This is a genomic window from Caballeronia sp. INDeC2 (assembly GCF_023631325.1).
In the GTDB taxonomy this organism is placed as follows: domain Bacteria; phylum Pseudomonadota; class Gammaproteobacteria; order Burkholderiales; family Burkholderiaceae; genus Caballeronia.
The window spans coordinates 1-19,321 of record NZ_JALQDG010000003.1 but is presented as its reverse complement, the minus strand read 5'-3'; the positions used below and the strand labels follow the sequence as shown (position 1 = coordinate 19,321).

19 protein-coding genes are annotated in these 19,321 nt (G+C 63.4%); 11 read left to right on the top strand and 8 right to left on the bottom strand.

Features of this window, described 5'->3' with window-relative positions:
• Positions 1-113 precede the first annotated feature (113 nt).
• The gene (gene recG / locus NCS28_RS01745) at positions 114-2,303 is read right to left on the bottom strand and encodes an ATP-dependent DNA helicase RecG (protein ID WP_250512172.1); all 2,190 of its coding nucleotides are present in this window, start codon (positions 2,301-2,303) and stop codon (positions 114-116) included.
• Positions 2,304-2,388: 85 nt separating this feature from the next.
• Here recG and queA point away from each other — a divergent pair, with 85 nt between their 5' ends.
• From queA to secF, 5 genes are all read left to right on the top strand, one after another.
• On the top strand, positions 2,389-3,435 hold the full coding sequence (gene queA / locus NCS28_RS01740) for a tRNA preQ1(34) S-adenosylmethionine ribosyltransferase-isomerase QueA (RefSeq protein WP_250512171.1): 1,047 nt from the start codon (positions 2,389-2,391) through the stop codon (positions 3,433-3,435).
• Positions 3,436-3,481: 46 nt separating this feature from the next.
• On the top strand, positions 3,482-4,642 hold the full coding sequence (gene tgt / locus NCS28_RS01735) for a tRNA guanosine(34) transglycosylase Tgt (RefSeq protein WP_250512170.1): 1,161 nt from the start codon (positions 3,482-3,484) through the stop codon (positions 4,640-4,642).
• 209 nt (positions 4,643-4,851) lie between these two features.
• Positions 4,852-5,181 carry a preprotein translocase subunit YajC gene (gene yajC / locus NCS28_RS01730; protein WP_061117791.1) on the top strand — a complete coding sequence of 110 codons (330 nt, stop codon included), beginning with the start codon at positions 4,852-4,854 and terminating at the stop codon, positions 5,179-5,181.
• 140 nt (positions 5,182-5,321) lie between these two features.
• Positions 5,322-7,388, top strand: coding sequence for a protein translocase subunit SecD (gene secD, locus NCS28_RS01725; RefSeq protein ID WP_250512169.1), 2,067 nt, complete (start codon positions 5,322-5,324; stop codon positions 7,386-7,388).
• A gap of 26 nt (positions 7,389-7,414) precedes the next feature.
• The gene (gene secF, locus NCS28_RS01720) at positions 7,415-8,365 is read left to right on the top strand and encodes a protein translocase subunit SecF (protein ID WP_250512168.1); all 951 of its coding nucleotides are present in this window, start codon (positions 7,415-7,417) and stop codon (positions 8,363-8,365) included.
• 78 nt (positions 8,366-8,443) lie between these two features.
• On the opposite strand, the gene NCS28_RS01715 is transcribed toward secF, so the two are convergent.
• The 3 genes from NCS28_RS01715 to NCS28_RS01705 all read right to left on the bottom strand — a co-directional run bounded on the left by NCS28_RS01715 (position 8,444) and on the right by NCS28_RS01705 (position 10,322).
• A complete protein-coding gene (locus tag NCS28_RS01715) occupies positions 8,444-9,022 on the bottom strand; it encodes a YceI family protein (RefSeq protein ID WP_187607512.1) in 579 nt (192 codons plus the stop codon).
• Between the two features lie 56 nt (positions 9,023-9,078).
• Positions 9,079-9,636 carry a YceI family protein gene (locus NCS28_RS01710; protein ID WP_250512167.1) on the bottom strand — a complete coding sequence of 186 codons (558 nt, stop codon included), beginning with the start codon at positions 9,634-9,636 and terminating at the stop codon, positions 9,079-9,081.
• A gap of 116 nt (positions 9,637-9,752) precedes the next feature.
• Positions 9,753-10,322, bottom strand: a complete 570-nt coding sequence (locus NCS28_RS01705; protein WP_250512166.1) for a cytochrome b — start codon at positions 10,320-10,322, stop codon at positions 9,753-9,755.
• A gap of 110 nt (positions 10,323-10,432) precedes the next feature.
• Here NCS28_RS01705 and NCS28_RS01700 point away from each other — a divergent pair, with 110 nt between their 5' ends.
• The 6 genes from NCS28_RS01700 (at position 10,433) to NCS28_RS01675 (ending at position 15,263) form a co-directional block, all read left to right on the top strand.
• On the top strand, positions 10,433-10,606 hold the full coding sequence (locus NCS28_RS01700) for a hypothetical protein (protein ID WP_250512165.1): 174 nt from the start codon (positions 10,433-10,435) through the stop codon (positions 10,604-10,606).
• Positions 10,607-10,782: 176 nt separating this feature from the next.
• Positions 10,783-11,463, top strand: a complete 681-nt coding sequence (locus NCS28_RS01695; protein ID WP_250512164.1) for a paraquat-inducible protein A — start codon at positions 10,783-10,785, stop codon at positions 11,461-11,463.
• On the top strand, positions 11,460-12,140 hold the full coding sequence (locus NCS28_RS01690) for a paraquat-inducible protein A (RefSeq protein ID WP_250512163.1): 681 nt from the start codon (positions 11,460-11,462) through the stop codon (positions 12,138-12,140). The genes NCS28_RS01695 and NCS28_RS01690 overlap by 4 nt, the downstream gene beginning before the upstream one ends.
• Positions 12,133-13,806: a PqiB family protein gene (locus NCS28_RS01685; RefSeq protein WP_250512162.1), complete on the top strand. Its 1,674-nt coding sequence runs from the start codon at positions 12,133-12,135 to the stop codon at positions 13,804-13,806. The genes NCS28_RS01690 and NCS28_RS01685 overlap by 8 nt, the downstream gene beginning before the upstream one ends.
• Complete coding sequence (locus NCS28_RS01680) at positions 13,803-14,504, top strand: PqiC family protein (RefSeq protein ID WP_250512161.1); 702 nt, start codon at positions 13,803-13,805, stop codon at positions 14,502-14,504. The genes NCS28_RS01685 and NCS28_RS01680 overlap by 4 nt, the downstream gene beginning before the upstream one ends.
• Positions 14,505-14,651: 147 nt before the next feature.
• The gene (locus tag NCS28_RS01675; protein ID WP_250512160.1) at positions 14,652-15,263 is read left to right on the top strand and encodes a glutathione S-transferase family protein; all 612 of its coding nucleotides are present in this window, start codon (positions 14,652-14,654) and stop codon (positions 15,261-15,263) included.
• A gap of 44 nt (positions 15,264-15,307) precedes the next feature.
• Here the strand turns inward: NCS28_RS01675 and NCS28_RS01670 are convergent, their stop codons facing one another.
• The 4 genes from NCS28_RS01670 to NCS28_RS01655 all read right to left on the bottom strand — a co-directional run bounded on the left by NCS28_RS01670 (position 15,308) and on the right by NCS28_RS01655 (position 19,004).
• Positions 15,308-16,378, bottom strand: a complete 1,071-nt coding sequence (locus NCS28_RS01670; protein WP_250512159.1) for an alpha/beta hydrolase — start codon at positions 16,376-16,378, stop codon at positions 15,308-15,310.
• Between the two features lie 316 nt (positions 16,379-16,694).
• On the bottom strand, positions 16,695-17,252 hold the full coding sequence (locus tag NCS28_RS01665) for a TetR/AcrR family transcriptional regulator (RefSeq protein ID WP_250512158.1): 558 nt from the start codon (positions 17,250-17,252) through the stop codon (positions 16,695-16,697).
• Between the two features lie 131 nt (positions 17,253-17,383).
• Entirely contained in the window at positions 17,384-18,514 is a 1,131-nt protein-coding gene (mnmA, locus tag NCS28_RS01660) for a tRNA 2-thiouridine(34) synthase MnmA (protein WP_250512157.1), read from the bottom strand.
• 7 nt (positions 18,515-18,521) lie between these two features.
• Positions 18,522-19,004, bottom strand: a complete 483-nt coding sequence (locus NCS28_RS01655) for an NUDIX hydrolase (protein WP_250512156.1) — start codon at positions 19,002-19,004, stop codon at positions 18,522-18,524.
• Between the last annotated feature and the right edge of the window lie 317 nt (positions 19,005-19,321).

Sequence of the window (19,321 nt, the reverse complement as noted above, 5' to 3'; positions counted from 1 at the left end):
CATTGATTCAATAGGTTTGAGTTATACACCTGCCAACCGTCGTTCGACAACTTCTGCCGATTCGCCGGTCCGCACCGGCTAAATAGGGACCGGCAGGACCCGCGCGAGTTCAGTCACGCCTTCAAATAGTGCTCCCGCGCGCCGAGCCAGCGCGCGAGGTGCTGCGTGACGGCTTCGGGGAACTGCGCAAGCATCTGATCGGCGGCGGCGCGGGCCGGCTCGATCAGCCAGCCATCGTTTTCGAGACTGGCGAAACGCAGCATCGCTTCGCCCGATTGCCGCGCGCCGAGAAATTCGCCAGGGCCGCGAATCTCGAGATCGCGACGGGCGATTTCGAAGCCATCGGTCGTCTCGCGCATGGTCTTGAGGCGCGAACGCGCGGTGTGCGACAGCGGATTCGAATACATCAGCACGCACACGGACGCCGCGCTGCCCCGTCCCACGCGCCCGCGCAACTGGTGCAACTGCGCGAGGCCGAAACGCTCCGCATGTTCGATCACCATCAGCGACGCGTTCGGCACGTCCACGCCGACTTCGATCACCGTCGTCGCGACGAGCAGTTGCACTTCGTTGCGCGAGAACGCGTCCATCACCGCGGCCTTTTCGGCGGGCGCGAGCCGTCCGTGAACCAGCCCGACGCGCAGTTCGGGCAGCGCGACGACCAGCGTCTCGTAGGTCTCGACGGCCGTCTGCAATTGCAGCGTCTCGCTTTCCTCGATCAGCGGACAGACCCAGTACACCTGCCGTCCGGTCAGCGCCGCTTCGCGCACGCGGCCGATGATTTCGTCGCGCCTGCCGTCCGACACCACCTTGGTGAGAATCGGTGTGCGGCCGGGCGGCAGTTCGTCGATGGTCGAGACGTCGAGATCGGCGTAGTAGGTCATCGCGAGCGTGCGCGGGATCGGCGTCGCGGACATCATCAGTTGATGCGGCTGGAAGTCGCGCGCGCCGTCCGCCGCATTGAGCGCCTTCGCGCGCAACGCAAGCCGCTGCGCGACGCCGAAGCGATGCTGTTCGTCTACGATCACGAGTCCGAGACGCGCGAACTCCACCGCATCCTGAATGATCGCGTGCGTGCCGATGACGAGGTTCGCCGTGCCGAGCGCCGCCGCCTCGATCGCCGCGCGCTTCTCCTTCGCCTTCAGGCTGCCCGCGAGCCACGCGACCGTGACGCCGAGCGGCTCCAGCCAGCCGCGCAGCTTGCGCGCGTGCTGCTCCGCGAGAATTTCGGTCGGCGCCATGAGCGCGGCCTGGTATCCCGCGTCGATGGCCTGCGCCGCCGCCAGCGCCGCGACGATCGTCTTGCCGCTGCCGACATCGCCCTGAAGCAGGCGCTGCATCGGATGCGCGAGCGTCAGTTCGCCCGCGATTTCCCCGACCACGCGCTGCTGCGCCCCGGTCAAAGCGAACGGCAAGGCGCGCAACAGCCTGACGACGAGCGACGCGTCATCGTCGGGCAGGCGGCGCGGCATCGCGGGCGCGGCGCGCGTGCGCCGTTCCTCGTGCGCGCGCTTGAGCGACAGTTGCTGCGCGAGCAATTCCTCGAACTTGATGCGCGTCCACGCCGGATGCGTGCCGTCGATGAGCGCGGTCTCATCCGAATCCGCGCGCGGATGATGCAGCGTCTTCACGGCATCGAGCAGGCCGGGCACGTTCAGCGGCGCGAGATGCGCGCGCGCGATCGGCTCGGGCAGCAATTCCGGCAGCGACACGCGCGAAATGGCGGAATCGATCGCCTTGCGCAGATAAGCCTGTGAAATGCCCGCCGTCGACGGATAAACCGGCGTGAGCGCTTGCGGCAGCGGCGTGTCGTCGTCGACGGGACGCACCGCCGGATGCACCATCTCCATTCCAAAGAAGCCGCCGCGCACGTCGCCGCGCACGCGCAGCCGCACGCCGATCGCCATCTGCTTGACCTGCGAGCCGTAGAAGTTGAGAAAGCGCAGCGTGAGCTCGTCGCCGGCGTCGTCGTGGATCTTCACGAGCAACTGGCGACGCGGCCGGTACGCGATCTCGTTGTCGAACACGACGCCTTCGGTCTGCGCGATATCGCCGGGAATCAGCTCGCCGATGGGCGTGAGCGCGGTCTCGTCCTCGTAGCGCATCGGCAGATGCAGCACGAGATCGATGTCGGATTTCAGGCCGAGCTTCGCGAGCTTGTCCGCCGTCCTGACGACGGGTTTGGCTTTCTTCTCCGAGCTTTCCATAGTCTTCGCCCGCTTGCGCGCGACAGGCGCGTCGGCTTCGTCCGCAGTGGGGAGTGCATCGGTCGGGGAAGCCAGGCGGCGGTCGGACAAGGGCATTGACTCTCTTCGCAAGTACAATATGGGGTTTGTTCGGCGCGTTTCTCGTGTCGTTCGCGCCCAAGTTGCGTCACTCAGTCACGCCATGTTCACGCTTTCCGATTTCGATTTTAATCTGCCGCCCGAGCTGATCGCGCAGAGTGCGCTCGCCGAGCGCAGCGCGAGCCGCCTGCTCGAGGTGGACAACCGCACCACGCCTGCCACGCTCGTCGACCGGCGTTTCTCCGAACTGCCCGATCTGATCGCGCCGGGCGACCTGCTGGTGTTCAACGATACCAAAGTCCTGAAGGCGCGCTTCTTCGGCCAAAAGGCCAGCGGCGGGCGCGTCGAGGCGCTGGTCGAGCGGCTGACCGGCGCGACCACGGCGCTCGCGCAGATCCGCGCGAGCAAGAGCCCGGCCGAAGGCAGCACGATCCGGCTCGCCGATGCATTCGACGTGACCGTCGGCGAGCGCGTCGAACCGTTCTATACGCTGCACTTTCCGGCCGAATGCCTGACGCTCATCGAGCAATACGGGCGCTTGCCGCTGCCGCCTTATATCGAGCACGACGCCGACGCCTACGACGAAACGCGCTATCAGACCGTTTATGCGGCGAATCCGGGGGCGGTCGCCGCGCCGACCGCAGGGCTGCATTTCGACGACGCGCTGTTCGCCGAGATCGATGCACGCGGCGTCGAGCGCGCGACGCTGACACTGCACGTCGGCGCGGGCACGTTCCAGCCGGTGCGCGTGGAGAACATCGCCGAGCACAAGATGCACAGCGAGTGGTACGACCTGCCCCAATCGCTCGTCGATCGCATCGCGGCGGTGAAATCGCGCGGCAACAGGGTGATCGCGGTGGGCACGACGTCGATGCGCGCCCTCGAAGCCGCCGCGCGCGATGCGGCCAACGCCGGCCGGCAGCTCGCCGCGACGCAGGCCGAAACCGATATCTTCATCACGCCGGGCTACGAATTTCGCGTCGTCGACCGGTTGGTGACGAACTTCCATCTGCCGAAGTCGACGCTGCTGATGCTCGTGTCGGCGTTCGCCGGCATGGACACGATCCGCGATGCGTACAAGCACGCGATCGAGCAGAAGTACCGTTTCTTCAGTTACGGCGACGCCATGCTGCTGACGCGCCGCGACTAGTTTTTCAACCAATGCGCTGGACTGTTTTCCAGTGGCAGGAACCCAAATGACCGCAACCCACACCCCGCCCGAGAACGGGCTCAAGTTCGAACTGCTGACGACCGACGGCCAGGCGCGCCGCGGCCGCCTCACGCTCAATCACGGCGTCGTCGAGACGCCGATCTTCATGCCGGTCGGCACCTACGGCACCGTCAAGGCGATCCAGCCGCGCGAACTCGAGGAGATTCGCGCGCAGATCATCCTCGGCAACACCTTCCATCTTTGGCTTCGTCCGGGGCTGGAAGTCATCGGCGCGCACGGCGGCTTGCACAAATTCATGGGCTGGAACCGGCCGATCCTGACCGATTCGGGCGGCTTCCAAGTGTTTTCGCTCGGCGAACTGCGCAAGATCACCGAAGAAGGCGTCACGTTCGCGTCGCCGATCAACGGCGACCGGCTCTTCCTCTCACCGGAAGTGTCGATGCAGATTCAAAAGGTGCTGAACTCCGACATCGTCATGCAGTTCGACGAATGCACGCCCTACTCGACCAACGGCATTCCGACCTCGCACAAGGACGCCGCGGATTCCATGCGCATGTCGATGCGCTGGGCGAAGCGCTCCGTCGACGAATTCAGCCGGCTCGGCAACCCGAACGCGCTCTTCGGCATCGTGCAGGGCGGCATGTTCGAGGATCTGCGCGATGAATCGCTCGCGGGTCTTTCCGACATCGGCTTTCACGGCCTCGCGATCGGCGGTCTTTCGGTCGGCGAACCGAAGGAAGACATGATGCGCGTGCTGAATCACATCGGCCCGAAGCTGCCCGCCGACAAGCCGCATTACCTGATGGGCGTCGGCACGCCGGAAGATCTTGTCGCGGGCGTGGCCGCGGGCGTCGACATGTTCGACTGCGTGATGCCCACCCGCAACGCGCGCAACGGCTGGCTCTTCACGCGTTTCGGCGATCTCAAGATCAAGAACGCGACGCACAAGAATTCCATGAAGCCGCTCGACGCAAGCTGCGCCTGCTATACGTGCCAGAACTTCACGCGCGGCTATCTGCACCATCTGCACCGCGTCGGCGAAATTCTCGGCGCGCAGCTGAACACGATTCACAACCTGCACTACTACCTGCAACTGATCGGCGAAGTGCGCGAATCGATCGAAAATCACACGTTCGATGCGTTCCGCCGGACTTTTGCGGAGAATCGCGCGCGCGGCGTCGATTGACCCGTGTCTCAAAATGGCGCGGCCAGTATTACAATCGCCTTTCCGCCACTTGCGCAAATGCTCTGAAAGTCCGGGAATCCGAGTCGTAACGGCTTGATGACAAAGCGCATTCCCGGAGTCTCGCGGCATGGGCGAGTGGTAGAATAGCGGGCTAATTTCCATTCGAGTTTTTCGAACGTATTTGTGACGTTTTAAACGGAGAGACCAACGTGTCGTTCATTTCCAATGCCTTTGCACAAGGCGTGACCGCGGGTGGCGCGGAATCGAGCCTGATGAGCTTCCTGCCGCTGATCCTGATGTTCGCGGTGCTGTACTTCATCATGATCCGTCCGCAGATGAAGCGTCAGAAGGAGCATCGCAACATGCTCGCCGCCATGGCCAAGGGCGACGAAGTGGTGACCAACGGCGGTATCGTCGGCAAGATCACGAAGGTCACGGATGCGTACGTGGGCGTGGAAATCGCCGAAGGCACGGAAATCACCATCCAGAAAGCTGCTGTGACTACCATTCTCCCGAAAGGCACGATCAAGTCGCTGTAAGGCCACTCGTTCCACCGCGTCCGGCGCGGCCTCGCTCACCGAGCCGTCCGAGTCTCAGAGTCCGAGTCTCACACCCGGCTCATCGCGCATAACGCCGGACGCCCTCTCCTCCGAAGCCAACTTTCCGGTCGGCCACTCCCATGAATCGTTATCCCCTCTGGAAGTATGTCGTGATGCTGGTGGCGCTCGTCATCGGTCTCGTGTACACGCTCCCCAACTTCTTCGGCGAGGCGCCCGCAGTTCAGGTGTCGAGCGGCAAGGCGACGGTCAAGCTCGATTCCTCGACGCTTGCGAACGTCGAAGCCGCGCTCGCCGCGAGCAACATCAAGGCCGACGAAGTCACCTTCGACAACTCGCAGCTTAATGCGAACATCCGTGTGCGCCTGAAGGACACCGACACGCAGTTGCACGCGAAGGATCTGCTCTCGAAGACGCTGAATTCCGATCCGACCGATCCGCAGTACATCGTCGCGCTGAACCTGCAGAGCGCCTCGCCGCGCTGGCTGACGGCCCTGCATGCGCTGCCGATGTACCTCGGTCTGGATCTGCGCGGCGGCGTGCACTTCCTGCTGCAGGTCGACATGGCCGGCGCGCTCAACAAGAAGCTCGATTCCGACGCCGCCGACGCGCGCACCTATCTGCGCGATCGCAATATCCGCGATGGCGGCGTGAACCGCATCGGGCAATCGGTCGTCGTGAACTTCTCGGATCAGGCGAGCGCCGACAGCGCGCGCACGCAGCTCCAGACGGGCGTGTCCGAACTGCAATGGGTGACGCGCCAGGGCGGCGACGGCTTCCAGGTGGTCGGCACGTTCTCGCCGGCCGCGCAGAAGACCGTCGAGGACAGCGCGCTCAAGCAGAACATCACGACGCTGCATAACCGCGTGAACGAACTCGGCGTCGCGGAGCCGGTGATCCAGCAGCAGGGCTCGGACCGCATCGTGGTCGAGCTGCCGGGCGTGCAGGACACCGCGAAGGCAAAGGACATCATCGGCCGCACGGCGACGCTCGAAGCACGCCTGGCAGATCCGGTCAACACCTACATCGGCCCGAACGACGCAGTGCCGCCCGGCGACGAAGCGTTCAAGCAGGGCGACCGCATCGTGCTCTTGCGCAAGCAGGTGATCTTCACCGGCGACCGCATCATCGACGCATCGGCGGGCTTCGACGAACATCAGCGCCCGTCGGTCAACATCCGTCTGGACTCGGCCGGCGGCCGCGCGGTGTCGGCGGTGTCGCGCGACAACATCGGCAAGCCGATGGCCATGGTCCTGTTCGAAAAGGGCAAAGGCGAAGTGCTGACGGTCGCGACGATCCAGTCGGAACTCGGCGACCGCTTCTCGATCACCGGCCAGCCGACGCCGCAAGCCGCCACCGACCTCGCGCTGCTCTTGCGCGCCGGTTCGCTCGCGGCGCCGATGGATATCATCGAGGAACGCACGGTCGGCCCGAGCCTCGGCGCGGACAACATCAAGAAGGGCTTCGATTCGGTGACCTACGGTTTTGCCGCCATCGCCGTCTTCATGGTCGCGTACTACCTGCTGTTCGGCGTGTTTTCGATGCTGGCGCTCTCGGTCAACCTGCTGTTGCTGGTCGCCGTGCTCTCGCTCCTGCAGGCGACGCTGACCTTGCCGGGTATTGCGGCTATCGCGCTCGCGCTAGGTATGGCGATCGATGCGAACGTGCTGATCAACGAACGTATCCGCGAGGAACTGCGTAACGGCGCACCGCCGCAGACCGCGATTCAGGAAGGCTTCAAGCACGCCTGGGCGACGATTCTCGATTCGAACGTCACCACGCTGATCGCCGGTCTCGCGCTGCTCGCGTTCGGTTCGGGCCCGGTGCGCGGCTTTGCGGTCGTGCACTGTATCGGCATTCTCACGTCGATGTTCTCGGCGGTGTTCTTCTCGCGCGGCCTCGTGAACCTGTGGTACGGCGGCAAGAAGAAGCTGAAGTCGCTCGCGATCGGTCAGGTGTGGCGTCCGCAAGGCGCGAACGCCGAGGCGGCCGCGGCGGCGTATCTCGCGGCGCAGCGCGGCGACGAATCGCCTGTCGACGAAATCGTGAAGACCGCGAAGGGCAAGACGAAAGCGGCGGTGGCCGCGCCGCGCCCGGCGCCTCAGGCGCAAGCGCGCGCGGGCAAGCCGACGGTGCGCCGTCGTTCGGGCCCCGGCATCGATCAACAGAAACCGGGCGAGTCCCGCTGATTCCGCTGAGTCCGGAGAGATAGACAATGGAATTCTTCCGCATCCGCCGCGACTTGCCGTTCATGGAACGCGCGTTGATCTTCAACGTGATTTCGTTCGTGACGTTTCTCGTGGCCGTATTTTTTCTCGTGCATCGCGGCTTGCATCTGTCGGTGGAGTTCACCGGCGGCACGGTCGTCGAGGTGCAGTATCCGCAAGCCGCGCAGCTCGAACCGGTGCGCGGTTCGATGGCAAGGCTCGGCTACCCCGACGCGCAGGTGCAGAACTTCGGTACGTCGCAGGACGTGCTGATTCGTCTGCCGCTCAAGCAGGGCCTGACGTCCGCGCAGCAGAGCGATCAGGTGATGACCGCGCTCAAGGCCGACAACGCCGAAGTGAAGCTGCAACGCGTCGAGTTCGTCGGTCCGCAGGTCGGCAAGGAACTGGTGACGAACGGCCTGCTCGCGCTCGCGTGCGTGGTCATCGGCATCGTGATTTATCTGTCGTTCCGCTTCGAATGGAAGTACGCGGTGGCGGGCATCATCGCGAACTTGCACGACGTGGTGATCATTCTCGGCTTCTTCGCTTACTTCCAGTGGGAGTTCTCGCTGTCGGTGCTGGCGGCGATTCTCGCGGTGCTCGGCTACTCGGTGAACGAGTCGGTCGTTATCTTCGACCGGATTCGCGAAACCTTCCGCAAGCAGCGCAAAATGACGGTGAAGGAAGTGATCGATCACGCGATCACGAGCACGATGTCGCGAACCATCATCACCCACGGCTGTACGGAAATGATGGTGCTGTCGATGTTCTTCTTCGGCGGCCCGACGCTGCATTATTTCGCGCTGGCGCTCACCGTAGGTATTCTGTTCGGTATCTATTCGTCGGTGTTCGTCGCGGCGGCGCTCGCGATGTGGTTCGGCGTGAAGCGCGAAGATCTCGTGAAGGACAAGAAGGACAAGTTCGATCCGAACGATCCGAACGCCGGGGCGCAGGTTTGAGGCTCGCGCACTCCGCAGGGGCGTAAAAAAAGCGGCCGGTCTTCGCAGACCGGCCGCTTTTGCATCGAGGCGTCGAACTTACTGCTTCACGCCTTCGGCCTGAATATGCAGCACCGTCTTCAGGCTGAATCCATACGACTTGCCGTAATCCATTCCGAAGTCGCCGCGATCGAAGGTCGTCGTCGCTTCCACGCCGCACACTTCCTTCTTCATCATCGGGTTCACGAAGCACTTGAAGCTCTCGACCTTCAGGTTGATCGGCTTCGTCACGCCGTGCATCGTCAGCGTGCCGATCACTTCCGAGGGCTGGTCGCCGTCGAACTTGATCGACGTACCCTTGTACTCGGCCGTCGGATACTTCGCGACATCGAAGAACTCGGCCTTCTGCAGATGCTCGTCCAGCTTCGGATTGCCCGTGTTGACCGACGACAGGTCGATCGTCACGTTCACCGTGCCGGTCTTCGCCGCGCGATCCAGCGTGACTTCGCCGCTGCTCTTGTTGAACTTGCCGCGCCACGTCGACACGCCGCCGAAGTGATCGGCTTCGAAGCTCGGATACGTGTGATTCGGGTCGAGCTTGTACGTGTCGGCAGCCATCGCGCCGAACGACAGACCCAGTGCAACCGCGCCCGCGGCGATGATCGAAAGCTTTTTCAAGTTCTTCTCCTGACTAAACAAGTACGCTGAATATGCGTGTGTGACAAAACCGCCGCTCACTTCTTCGCGGCAACGATGTGAAACTTGATGACGACGTCATCCGCGACGATCGACGTGTCTTTCCATTCCCCCGTCCCGACATCGAACTGGGTGCGCTTGATCGGCAGCGCGCCGTCGAAGGTTTCCGTCGCGCCCTGCTGCGTGACCGTCACAGGAACCGTGACCGTCTGCGACTTGCCCTTGATCGTGATCTTGCCGGTCACGTTGTACTTGTTGCCGCCGGCCGGCGCGATCGCGCTGGAGACGAAGGTCGCGGTCGGAAACTTGGCGGCATCGAACCATTCCGCGCCGCGGACCTGCTTGTTGTAGTCGTCGTCGCCGAGGTCGTAGCTGCCGGTGTCGATCGTGATGTTCGCCGTGCCCGCGGTCGGCTTCGCCGGATCGAATGCGATCTGCGCGCTGAACTTGTTGAACTTGCCGTCGGTGGGGACGTTCATCTGCTTCGAGGTGGCGATCACCGTGCTCTTGCTCACGTCCACCTGCGCCTCTGCACCCGCGACCAGCGCGAGCGACGCCGCCGTAGCCAGCATCCAACGATTGAGTTTCACTTTCATGTGTGCCCTATTCAAACGGTTCGATCGAACAAACCGGTATTGGAAATCATAAGAACGCGATAACAATCAGCCGCCGGGAAACGCCCTGCCAACGGCGAGGAAATAATCCGATGCGCTTATCGAAGGAATGGCAGCATGCGCCCGAGCAAGCCGTCGCGATCGACGAAATGGTGCTTGAGCGCAGCGAGAACGTGCATCGCGACGAAGAACAGCAACGTGTAGTTCAACGCGATATGCACGATGCGCAGCGTCGCCTTCAGCGCCTTGTCCGGGCCGATGATCGTGGGCAGCGGCAGCACGCCGAGATAGACCACCTGAATGCCCGCCGCCGAGCTGTAGAGATATCCCGACGCGGGAATCACGATCATCAGCAGATAGAGCAGGACATGCGTGAGATGCGCCGCGCCCTGCTGCCAGCGCGGCATGCCGTCGGGCATTGCCGGCGCCTGATGCGTCGCGCGCCAGACGAGGCGCAACAGCGCGAGCGCGAACACCGTCACGCCGATCCACTTGTGCCACGAGAAGTATTTGAGCTTCGTCGGCGTGATGCCCGGAATGTCGGTCATGATCCAGCCGAGCCAGAAGCCGCACACGATCAACAACGCGATCAGCCAATGCAGGCCGATCGCCGTGGCGCTGTAGCGTTGCGCCGGCGGCGTCGCCGCGATGCGAGCGGTGCTTTCCATTTTGCTTTCACCTCATGTGTTCGATGTAGCGCGGCCTTGTCGTCGGCCGACGACAAGTCTTCAAGGCCGCCATGCTACCTCAACGATAACGAATTGCCAGCGCGCGCAAAATGGCCCGCGCCGAAACCGCAGCGCCAGTGGCGGCGCGGGTTTGCGAGCGTTCGAACCATGTGGCCGTGCCGTTGCGTGCCGCCCATGCAACGAACTATTCCACGCGTGCAACGGTCGACGAAGTCGCGAAGAAGCGGCGCGGCAAGCGACTGATTCCGGCATCGATGTATTAACGAACAGGCTCACGGTTTCATTCCGCCCGCGCGAAGCATCCTGCCCGATCCGCCAGCGACTCGCCATTTGATACCATGCTGTTACTTTTTGTGCTGGCCTATTGCTTGCTAAGCTCGGACGGTGCCGGTCCTCGCGGCGCCCGACAAATTCGCTCGACAAGTCTCGGGCCTCGACCATGAACGCGAACGAACCGCATGACCTGATTGCGTGTCACGAATGCGACGCGCTCTTCCATAAACGTGCGCTCCCTCGGCGCACTTCGGCGAAATGTCCGCGCTGCGGCTCGCTGCTCTATCGGAGCATCTCGTCGAACCTCGACAAGATCTGCGCGATGACGCTTGCCGCGCTCGTCACGTTCGTGATCGCGCAGGGCTTTCCCATCGTCGAGCTGGATGCGAACGGTCTCACATCTCAGACCACGCTCATCGGCGCGATCGTCGCGCTGTGGAACGAGCAGATGGAGATCATGGCGGTGCTCGTCTTCTGCTCGACCATCCTGTTTCCGCTGTGCGAGTTGCTCGCGCTGCTCTACGTGCTGCTCCCGCTGCGCTCGGGCTATATTCCGCCGGGCTTCAACGCGTTCTTGCGCGGTATTCAGTTCGTGCGTCCGTGGGGAATGATCGAAGTGTTCATGCTCGGCGTGCTCGTCACGCTCGTGAAGATGGTCAGCATCGCGCGCGTGATTCCCGAAGCGGCGCTCTTCGCGTTCGGCGCGCTGACGCTCATGTTCGCGGTCGTCGTGAGCTTCGATCCGCGCGCGCTGTGGGATATCGCGAGCACGCTCGGCCCGCGCGGCGAGACGAAGCCGATGTACGGCCGCAAGCGCATTCCCTCCGAAGCGAGGCAGAAATCGTGAACGATCCGATCGATCCCGGCACGGGCGAGCAAGCGAGCGAGACGTACTACACCACCGCGTCGCGCGCGAACGTCGTGGCGTGTCATGCATGCGGGCTTGTCCAGCCGCTCGCGTACACCGTCGAGAAGCAACGCTGCACGCGCTGCGACGCGGTCGTGCACCGGCGCCATCCGGACAGCATCGCGCGCACGTGGGCGCTGCTCATCAGCGCGGCGATCCTCTATATCCCGGCGAATCTCTTTCCGATCATGCACACGTCGTCGATTCTCGGCTCCGAGGACGACACCATCATGAGCGGCGTCGCGCTCTTCTGGAACGACGGCGACTATCCGCTCGCCGCGGTGATTTTCGTCGCCAGCATTCTCGTGCCGATGCTCAAGCTTTTCACGCTCGCCTTTCTCACCATCAGCGTGCAGCGGCGCTCGACCTGGCGGCCGCGTCAGCGCACGACGCTCTTTCGCATCGTCGAAGGTATCGGCCGCTGGTCGATGCTCGATGTCTTCGTGATTACGCTCACCATCGCGCTCGTGCGCTTCAAGTCGCTCGCGGTCATCACGCCGGGTCCGGGCGCGCTCGCGTTCGCGTCGGTCGTCGTGCTGACGATGATCGCGTCCATGCAATTCGACCCGCGCCTCATGTGGGACAACATCGAACCGTCAGGAAAGAAATATGACTAGTGCCCAAGGTCCGAACGACCCGAAGCAGCCCGCGCCGCCCGCCGGCAACGGCGAAAAAGGCAAAGGCGGCGGCCTGCCGCCGAATCTGCCCGAGCCGGTGATCGAGCCGCGCAGCCGCTGGCTGCCGTCGCTCGTGTGGGTCATTCCGCTCGTGGCGGCGCTGATCGGCGTGATTCTCGTCGTGAAGACGGTGTCGAGCCGCGGACCGACGGTGACCATCAGCTTCGTGAGTGCGGAAGGCCTCGAGCCGGGCAAGACGAAGGTCAAGTTCAAGGACGTCGATATCGGCACGGTCAAGACCATCACGCTGTCGAAGGATCATTCGCGCGTGCTCGTCGATGTGCAACTCACCAAGGAAGCCACCGATTTCGCGGTAAAGGACACGCGCTTCTGGGTCGTGCGCCCGCGCGTCGCGGCAAGCGGCGTGACGGGGCTGTCGACGCTTCTGTCGGGCGCGTATATAGGCGTCGATGCGGGCAAGTCGACCGAGGACCAGACGTACTTCGTCGGTCTGGAGACGCCGCCCGCCGTCACGGGCGACCAGAAGGGCCACACGTTCACGCTGCACGGCGAGTCGCTCGGCTCGCTCGATATCGGCTCGCCGGTCTACTACCGGCGCGTGCAGGTCGGGCAGGTCGTCGCGTTCTCGCTCGACAAGGACGGCACCGGCGTCACGCTGCAAGTGTTCGTCACCGCGCCCTACGATCAGTACGTCGGTACCAACTCGCGCTGGTGGCATGCGAGCGGCGTCGATCTGCGGCTCGATTCGAGCGGCTTCACGCTCAACACGCAATCGCTCGCAACGGTCGTGCTGGGCGGCATCGCGTTCCAGACGCCGGTGAACCAGCAGTCCGGGCCGCAGGCGCAAAACAACGCGACCTTCCGCCTCGCCGGCGATCAGGCCGACGCGATGCGCGATCCCGATGGCCAGGCCGTGCATGTCGTGATGAACTTCAATCAATCGTTGCGCGGGCTGTCGGTCGGCGCGCCGGTCGATTTCCGCGGCATCGTGCTCGGGCAAGTCACGGGCATCGGCGTGCGATACGATCCGAAGTCGCATTCGTTCATGATGCCGGTCACGATCGATCTCTATCCCGATCGTCTCGGCCGGCGCGCGAAGCAGGCGCTCCCGGAGCAAGGTTCGACGGCGAGTCAGGACATGCTGCAACTGCTCGTGAATCGCGGCCTGCGCGGACAGTTGCGCACCGGCAACCTGCTGACGAGCCAGTTGTACGTCGCGCTCGACTTCTTCCCGAAGGCCGCGCCCGCGAAGGTCAACGCCAGCAACGATCCGCTCGAACTGCCGACCGTGCCGAACACGCTCGACGAACTGCAACTGCAGATCGCGGACATTGCGCGCAAGATCGACAAGATTCCGTTCGATGAAATCGGCACCAATCTGAACGGGTCGCTCAAGAACGCGAACGCGCTCTTCGACCGGATGGACAAGGAAGTCCTGCCGGAAATGCGCGACACGCTCTCGGAGGCGAAGAAGACGTTCGGCCAGGCTCAGTCGACGCTGCAATCGGACTCGCCGCTTCAGTCGGACGTGCATCAGGCGCTGCAGGAACTCACGCGCACGCTGCAATCGCTCAACTCGCTCGCGGATTATCTGGAGCGCCATCCGGAATCGCTCGTGCGCGGGAAATCGGGAGACAAACCATGAAGTTCGGCTCGTTGATGTTGACCCTGAGCGCGTCGGCGATGCTCGCCGCCTGCGCTTCGCCGACGAGCCGTTTCTACACGCTCGGCGGCGGCGACGCGCGTCCGGTGCCGACCGCGCAGGCGTCGTTCTATTTCGAGCTTGCGCCGGTCGACGTGCCGCAGCAGGTCGCGAAGAATCAGTTGGTGGTGCAGACGAGTCCCGCGCAGGTGCGCGTGCTCGAAGAGGAACGCTGGGCGTCGCTGCCCGGCGACGAAGTGCGGCGCGCGCTGTCCGCCGATCTCACGCAGCAGCTCGGCGCGATCGATGTCTACGGCACGCCGCATCCGGAGTCGGTGCCGGTGTATCGCGTGAAGGTGAACGTGCGGCGCTTCGAATCGTGGCCGGGCTCGCAGGCCGTGATCGACGCCGTGTGGAGCGTGCGCGCCGCCGGATCGGATACGGTGCTGACGTGCCGGACCGTCGCGCAGGAACGCGTGGACACGGGTTACGACGCGCTCGTCGACGGTCATCGCAAGGCGGTCGATGCGCTTGCCTCCGCGATCTCCGCGGGCGTGCGCAGCCTGAGCGCGCTTCCCACGACGACGAGCGCGCCGGCCACATCCGCGAAGGGCAGGAGCGCTGCGAACGCGAAGCCCGCGCCCGCGCCGGTTCTGCCGTGTCCGACGACGAGCACCGCGACGACTGCCAGCGCGCAGTGAACCACGCCGCGCCGGCGTCGGGCTGGCGCACTTCATGTTGCCGGCAGACGACATTGACGATGGAAGCTATCTCTAATTTGCCGATGGTTCGTGCGCGCCCGGTTAAGATCGTCGTCGCCCGCATTCCGAATCAACCCTGAAAATTAGATGATGAAACTGATCGGTTCGCATCCCAGCCCGTTCGTCCGCAAAGTGCGGATCGTCATGGCGGAGAAGAAGATCGACTGCGAACTGGTGCTCGAAGACGTCTGGGCATCCGATTCGAAGATCCACGATTTCAACCCGCTCGGCAAGGTGCCGTGTCTCATTCTGGACGACGGCGAAGCGGTGTTCGATTCGCGCGTCATCTGCGAGTACGTGGACACGCTCACGCCTGTCGGCAAGCTGCTGCCGCAGGAGCGCCGCGAGCGCACCGAAGTGCGTTGCTGGGAAGCGCTCGCCGACGGCATGCTCGATGCCGCCGTGCTGATTCGCCTCGAAGGCGTGCTGCGCGAAGAAGCGCATCGCAGCGAAAAGTGGACGACGCGCCAGCGTCACAAGATCGAGGACGGCCTGCGCGCGATGGCGCGCGGTATCGGCTCGAAGCAATGGTGCTCGGCGAACCGCTTCACGCTCGCGGATATCGCGTGCGGCTGCGCGCTCGGTTATCTCGACTTCCGCATGCCCGATGTGAACTGGCGCGACGCGCATCCGAATCTCGACAAGTACTACGCGCGCATCTCGCAGCGCCCGTCGTTCGTGGATACCGCGCCGGTCTGATCCTCGCGACGAACGCTCCCGCGCGCGGCGGGAGCGTTCCCGCTTTACTTCTTCAGCGCGGCTTTCAGTGTCGCGTTTGCCTGGGCGATCGCGGCGCGCGTCGCGGGCGTATCCGCCAGCGCGTTGAGCATCACGAAGTCGTGGATGGTGCCGTTGTAGCGCGCCGACGTCACCGGCACGCCCGCCTGCGTCAGCTTGCGCGCATAGGCTTCGCCTTCGTCCCGCAGCACATCGTTTTCGTCGGTGATGACGAGCGCGCGCGGCAATCCCTTCAATTGATCGATGCTCGCGCGCAACGGCGATGCCGTGATCTTCTCGCGGTCCGCGACGTTCGGCGCGTAAGCGTCCCAGAACCATTTCATCGCGTCGCGGGTGAGCCACGGGCCGTTCGCGAACTGCGTGTACGAGCCGTCGTCGAAATTCGCGTCGGTCACCGGATAAAACAGAACCTGCGCGCGCAGCTTCGGGCCGCCGCGTTCCTTCGCAAGCAGCGTGACGGCCGCGGCCATGTTTCCGCCGACGCTATCGCCCGCGACGGCCATGCGCGATGCATCGACGTTGAATTCGCGAGCGTGCTCTGCCACGTAACGCGTCGCCGCATAAGCCTCTTCTATCGGCACCGGGTACTTCGTTTCCGGCGAGCGGTCGTAGTCGACGAACACGACTTCGGCCTGCGCGCCGTTCGCGATTTCCCGCACGAGCCGGTCGTGCGTGTTCTTGTCGCCGAGCACCCAGCCGCCGCCGTGGAAATACATGATCACCGGCAGCGGGCCGCTCGCGTGCTCGGGCCGCACGATGCGCAGCGCGATTTTGCCCGTCGGTCCGGCTCCGATCACGCGATCCTCGATCTTCGCCGCCTGTTTCTTCACCGGCTGGGCTTGCGCGGCGGCGAGCACGTTGCGCGCGTCGGCGGGCGACAGCGTGTAGATCGGCGGCGCGTTGCTCGCGGCGAGGGCTTCGATGAAGTGCTGGGTCGCCGGTTCGAGGACAGGCGCGGCGGATTGCGCATGCGCGGCGGATTGCGCATGCGCGGCGGATTGCGCATGCGCGGCGGATTGCGCCAACACGGCGGTTGCAACGGCGGTGGCGATGAGGGCGGCTTTGAGCTTCTTCATGATGCACTTCCTTCTTCTTCGATTCGGTTGAGCCGCTGCGCCGGTGGTCGCGGCAACAGAGGAGCGAGTGGTGAAACAAAAGCAACTCTGACTGCGTGATTACATCTACTACTAGATAGATATTGATTTGCAGCAGGCACATTGGACGTCCGATGCAGGCGCTTTCTTCCCGAAACGCTCACCCTCTCGCCATGCCAATGGACGAAAACGGTGCGGCGCTCAGAAAACTCCCTTAATCCACCAAAATCTATCTACTCGACGATAGATAACTATTCGTTAATTCATAAGTTCTTCACAAGGTTATCCACAGGCTTATCTACCGCCGGAATGCGTCCGCGACTTCTTCGAGCCGCGTTCGTGTCTGGAACAGGCGGCATGCGAGCAGGCTTCCCTGGAATGCGGCGTACAAGGTGCGCGCCGCAGCCTCGGGTTTTCCACCGGCATCGAGCGTGTCCTGCGCTTCGCCCTCGGCGAGCACTTTGGCCAGCCAGTTCTCGTTCGCCTTGTAGAACGACTGCACCGCGTGACGAACCTGCTCCGGCAGCGATTCGATATCCGACGCGAGCATGCCGCATAGGCAAATCTGATTGCCGCCGCCGATGATCCGCCCAAAGAGCTTCGTATATCGATCGAGTTTCTTGTCGGCGGGGGCGGAACTGTCGATGGCGTAGATCGACGACATCACGTCCGCGCTGTATGCGTTCACGGCTTCGAGCGCGAGATCTTCCTTCGTCGGAAAGTAATAGTGGATGCTCGAGGTCTTCACGCCGACCAGTCCGGACAAGTCGCGATAGCTGAATCCGTTGTAGCCGCGCGTCATCAACAAGGTCTGAGCGTGATCGAGCAGCGCTTCGCGTACCGTGTTTTTGTCCATGTGTCATTGCCCCTGCGTTCGATGTGCGTAATTTATCTATCACTAGATAGACCGTCAAGCGCTTGTATCAAAATAGTTTTTATCGGACCGATAGAAGCGCACGAAGCCCTGACCGAAGCCAGGGCTCGTTGCTAACGCGCGACCGAAAGCACCGCCGTTTGCGTCGTCCCCTGCTCCGTCACCGCGTGCTCGATGATGCCGCCGCCCAGACACACGTCGTCCTGATACAGCACGGCGGATTGGCCCGGCGTGACGGCCCACTGCGCGTCGTCGAAATGAAGCGCGAAGCGGCCGTCGTCCGCGTTCGCGAAGCGGCACGCCGCGTCGTGCTGCCGATAGCGCGTCTTGGCGCCGCACGCCACGCCCTCTTCAGGCGCAAAGCCCGCGACCCAGCTCGTGTTGCCCGCAACGAGCGTCGGCGACAAAAGCCACGGATGGTCGTGGCCCTGCACCACGTAGAGCGTATTCGTCGCCATGTCCTTGCCGGCGACGAACCACGGCTCGCCGCTGCCGTCCTTCGCGCCGCCGATGCCGATGCCCTTGCGCTGCCCGAACGTATAGAACGCGAGCCCGATATGCTCGCCGACGACCTTGCCTTCGGCCGTCTTCATCGGCCCGGGCTTCGTCGGCAAATAGCGGTTGAGGAATTCGCGGAACGGCCTTTCGCCGATGAAGCAGATGCCTGTCGAATCCTTTTTCTTCGCGTTCGGCAGGCCGATCTGCGCGGCGATCTCGCGCACTTTCGTCTTCGGCATTTCGCCGAGCGGGAACAGCGTCTTCGACAATTGCGCCTGATTCAGCCGATGCAGGAAATACGACTGATCCTTGGTCGAATCCGTGGCCTTGAGCAACTGGAACAGACCGTTTTGCTCGCGCACGCGCGCGTAATGGCCCGTTGCGATGGTTTCCGCGCCGAGCGACATGGCGTGATCGAGAAACGCCTTGAACTTGATTTCGGCGTTGCAGAGCACGTCCGGGTTGGGCGTGCGGCCCGCCGAATACTCGCGCAGAAACTCCGCGAACACGCGGTCCTTGTATTCGGCGGCGAAGTTGACCGCCTCGACATCGATGCCGATCAGATCCGCGACCGATACCACGTCGATCCAGTCCTGCCGGGTCGAGCAGTATTCGCCGTCGTCATCGTCTTCCCAGTTCTTCATGAAGAGGCCGACGACATCGTAGCCTTGTTCTTTCAGAAGCCATGCCGTCACGGACGAATCCACGCCGCCCGACATGCCCACTACCACTCTTCGCTTGCTCATAGGGATATCACGCCCGCACCACCGGCGCGACCGAATGCGTATGAATGAAATCGAGCGGCACGCGCCGCCCGGTTAAGTAATCGTCGACACACTTCATCACGAGCGGCGTCCGGTGCCGCTCGATAGACGCTCGCAACTCGTCGGCGGTGAGCCACATCGCGCGCACGATGCCGTCATCGAGAGAACGCTCGGCCTCTTCGCCCAACGACTTGCCGCAGAACGTGAACCGCAGATACGTGACGTCGCGCCCCGGCCGCGCGAAGTGCGTCATGTACGCGCCGACGAGCGCCTCGGGCTCGAATCGATGCGCCGTTTCTTCGAGCGTCTCGCGGATCACCGCTTCGACGAGCGTTTCGCCCGCTTCGAGGTGACCGGCCGGTTGGTTGATTCGCAGCCCTGCCGACGTGTGTTCTTCGATGACGAGAAAGCGACCGTCTCGCTCGACGATCGCCGCCACCGTAACGTGGGGGGCCCAAGTATCTGATTTCATGGTGAGATATTTTACCGTCCCGGCGACGATCCCGCGCGCCCCGTCCTAAGGGTAAGCGCTGACGCTGGCCGGGCTAAACGAGTGCCGGATCGGATTCTTGCGCGCGTATTCTTCGGTTACAGTTGCGATAGCGGTCGGTTCCAGCATTTGAAATAACAACTGAGCCTTAAGCCTTCCTAACCCTTCCCCGGGCGACGATGGCAACCCAGACAGGAGGATTTGAAGATGCACATCGGAGTGCCTGCTGAAACGCGGGCGAACGAGGCGCGCGTCGCCGCCACGCCCGAGACGGTCAAGAAGCTCGTCACGCAAGGACA

What these genes read in the sequence shown, in the direction of transcription:
- recG (WP_250512172.1), bottom strand. Translation starts at nt 2,303, where the DNA reads ATGCCCTTGTCCGACCGCCGCCTGGCTTCCCCGACCGATGCACTCCCC.
- queA (WP_250512171.1), top strand. Translation starts at nt 2,389, where the DNA reads ATGTTCACGCTTTCCGATTTCGATTTTAATCTGCCGCCCGAGCTGATC.
- tgt (WP_250512170.1), top strand. Translation starts at nt 3,482, where the DNA reads ATGACCGCAACCCACACCCCGCCCGAGAACGGGCTCAAGTTCGAACTG.
- secD (WP_250512169.1), top strand. Translation starts at nt 5,322, where the DNA reads ATGAATCGTTATCCCCTCTGGAAGTATGTCGTGATGCTGGTGGCGCTC.
- secF (WP_250512168.1), top strand. Translation starts at nt 7,415, where the DNA reads ATGGAATTCTTCCGCATCCGCCGCGACTTGCCGTTCATGGAACGCGCG.
- NCS28_RS01710 (WP_250512167.1), bottom strand. Translation starts at nt 9,636, where the DNA reads ATGAAAGTGAAACTCAATCGTTGGATGCTGGCTACGGCGGCGTCGCTC.
- NCS28_RS01705 (WP_250512166.1), bottom strand. Translation starts at nt 10,322, where the DNA reads ATGGAAAGCACCGCTCGCATCGCGGCGACGCCGCCGGCGCAACGCTAC.
- NCS28_RS01700 (WP_250512165.1), top strand. Translation starts at nt 10,433, where the DNA reads ATGGCCCGCGCCGAAACCGCAGCGCCAGTGGCGGCGCGGGTTTGCGAG.
- NCS28_RS01695 (WP_250512164.1), top strand. Translation starts at nt 10,783, where the DNA reads ATGAACGCGAACGAACCGCATGACCTGATTGCGTGTCACGAATGCGAC.
- NCS28_RS01685 (WP_250512162.1), top strand. Translation starts at nt 12,133, where the DNA reads ATGACTAGTGCCCAAGGTCCGAACGACCCGAAGCAGCCCGCGCCGCCC.
- NCS28_RS01680 (WP_250512161.1), top strand. Translation starts at nt 13,803, where the DNA reads ATGAAGTTCGGCTCGTTGATGTTGACCCTGAGCGCGTCGGCGATGCTC.
- NCS28_RS01675 (WP_250512160.1), top strand. Translation starts at nt 14,652, where the DNA reads ATGATGAAACTGATCGGTTCGCATCCCAGCCCGTTCGTCCGCAAAGTG.
- NCS28_RS01670 (WP_250512159.1), bottom strand. Translation starts at nt 16,378, where the DNA reads ATGAAGAAGCTCAAAGCCGCCCTCATCGCCACCGCCGTTGCAACCGCC.
- NCS28_RS01665 (WP_250512158.1), bottom strand. Translation starts at nt 17,252, where the DNA reads ATGGACAAAAACACGGTACGCGAAGCGCTGCTCGATCACGCTCAGACC.
- mnmA (WP_250512157.1), bottom strand. Translation starts at nt 18,514, where the DNA reads ATGAGCAAGCGAAGAGTGGTAGTGGGCATGTCGGGCGGCGTGGATTCG.
- NCS28_RS01655 (WP_250512156.1), bottom strand. Translation starts at nt 19,004, where the DNA reads ATGAAATCAGATACTTGGGCCCCCCACGTTACGGTGGCGGCGATCGTC.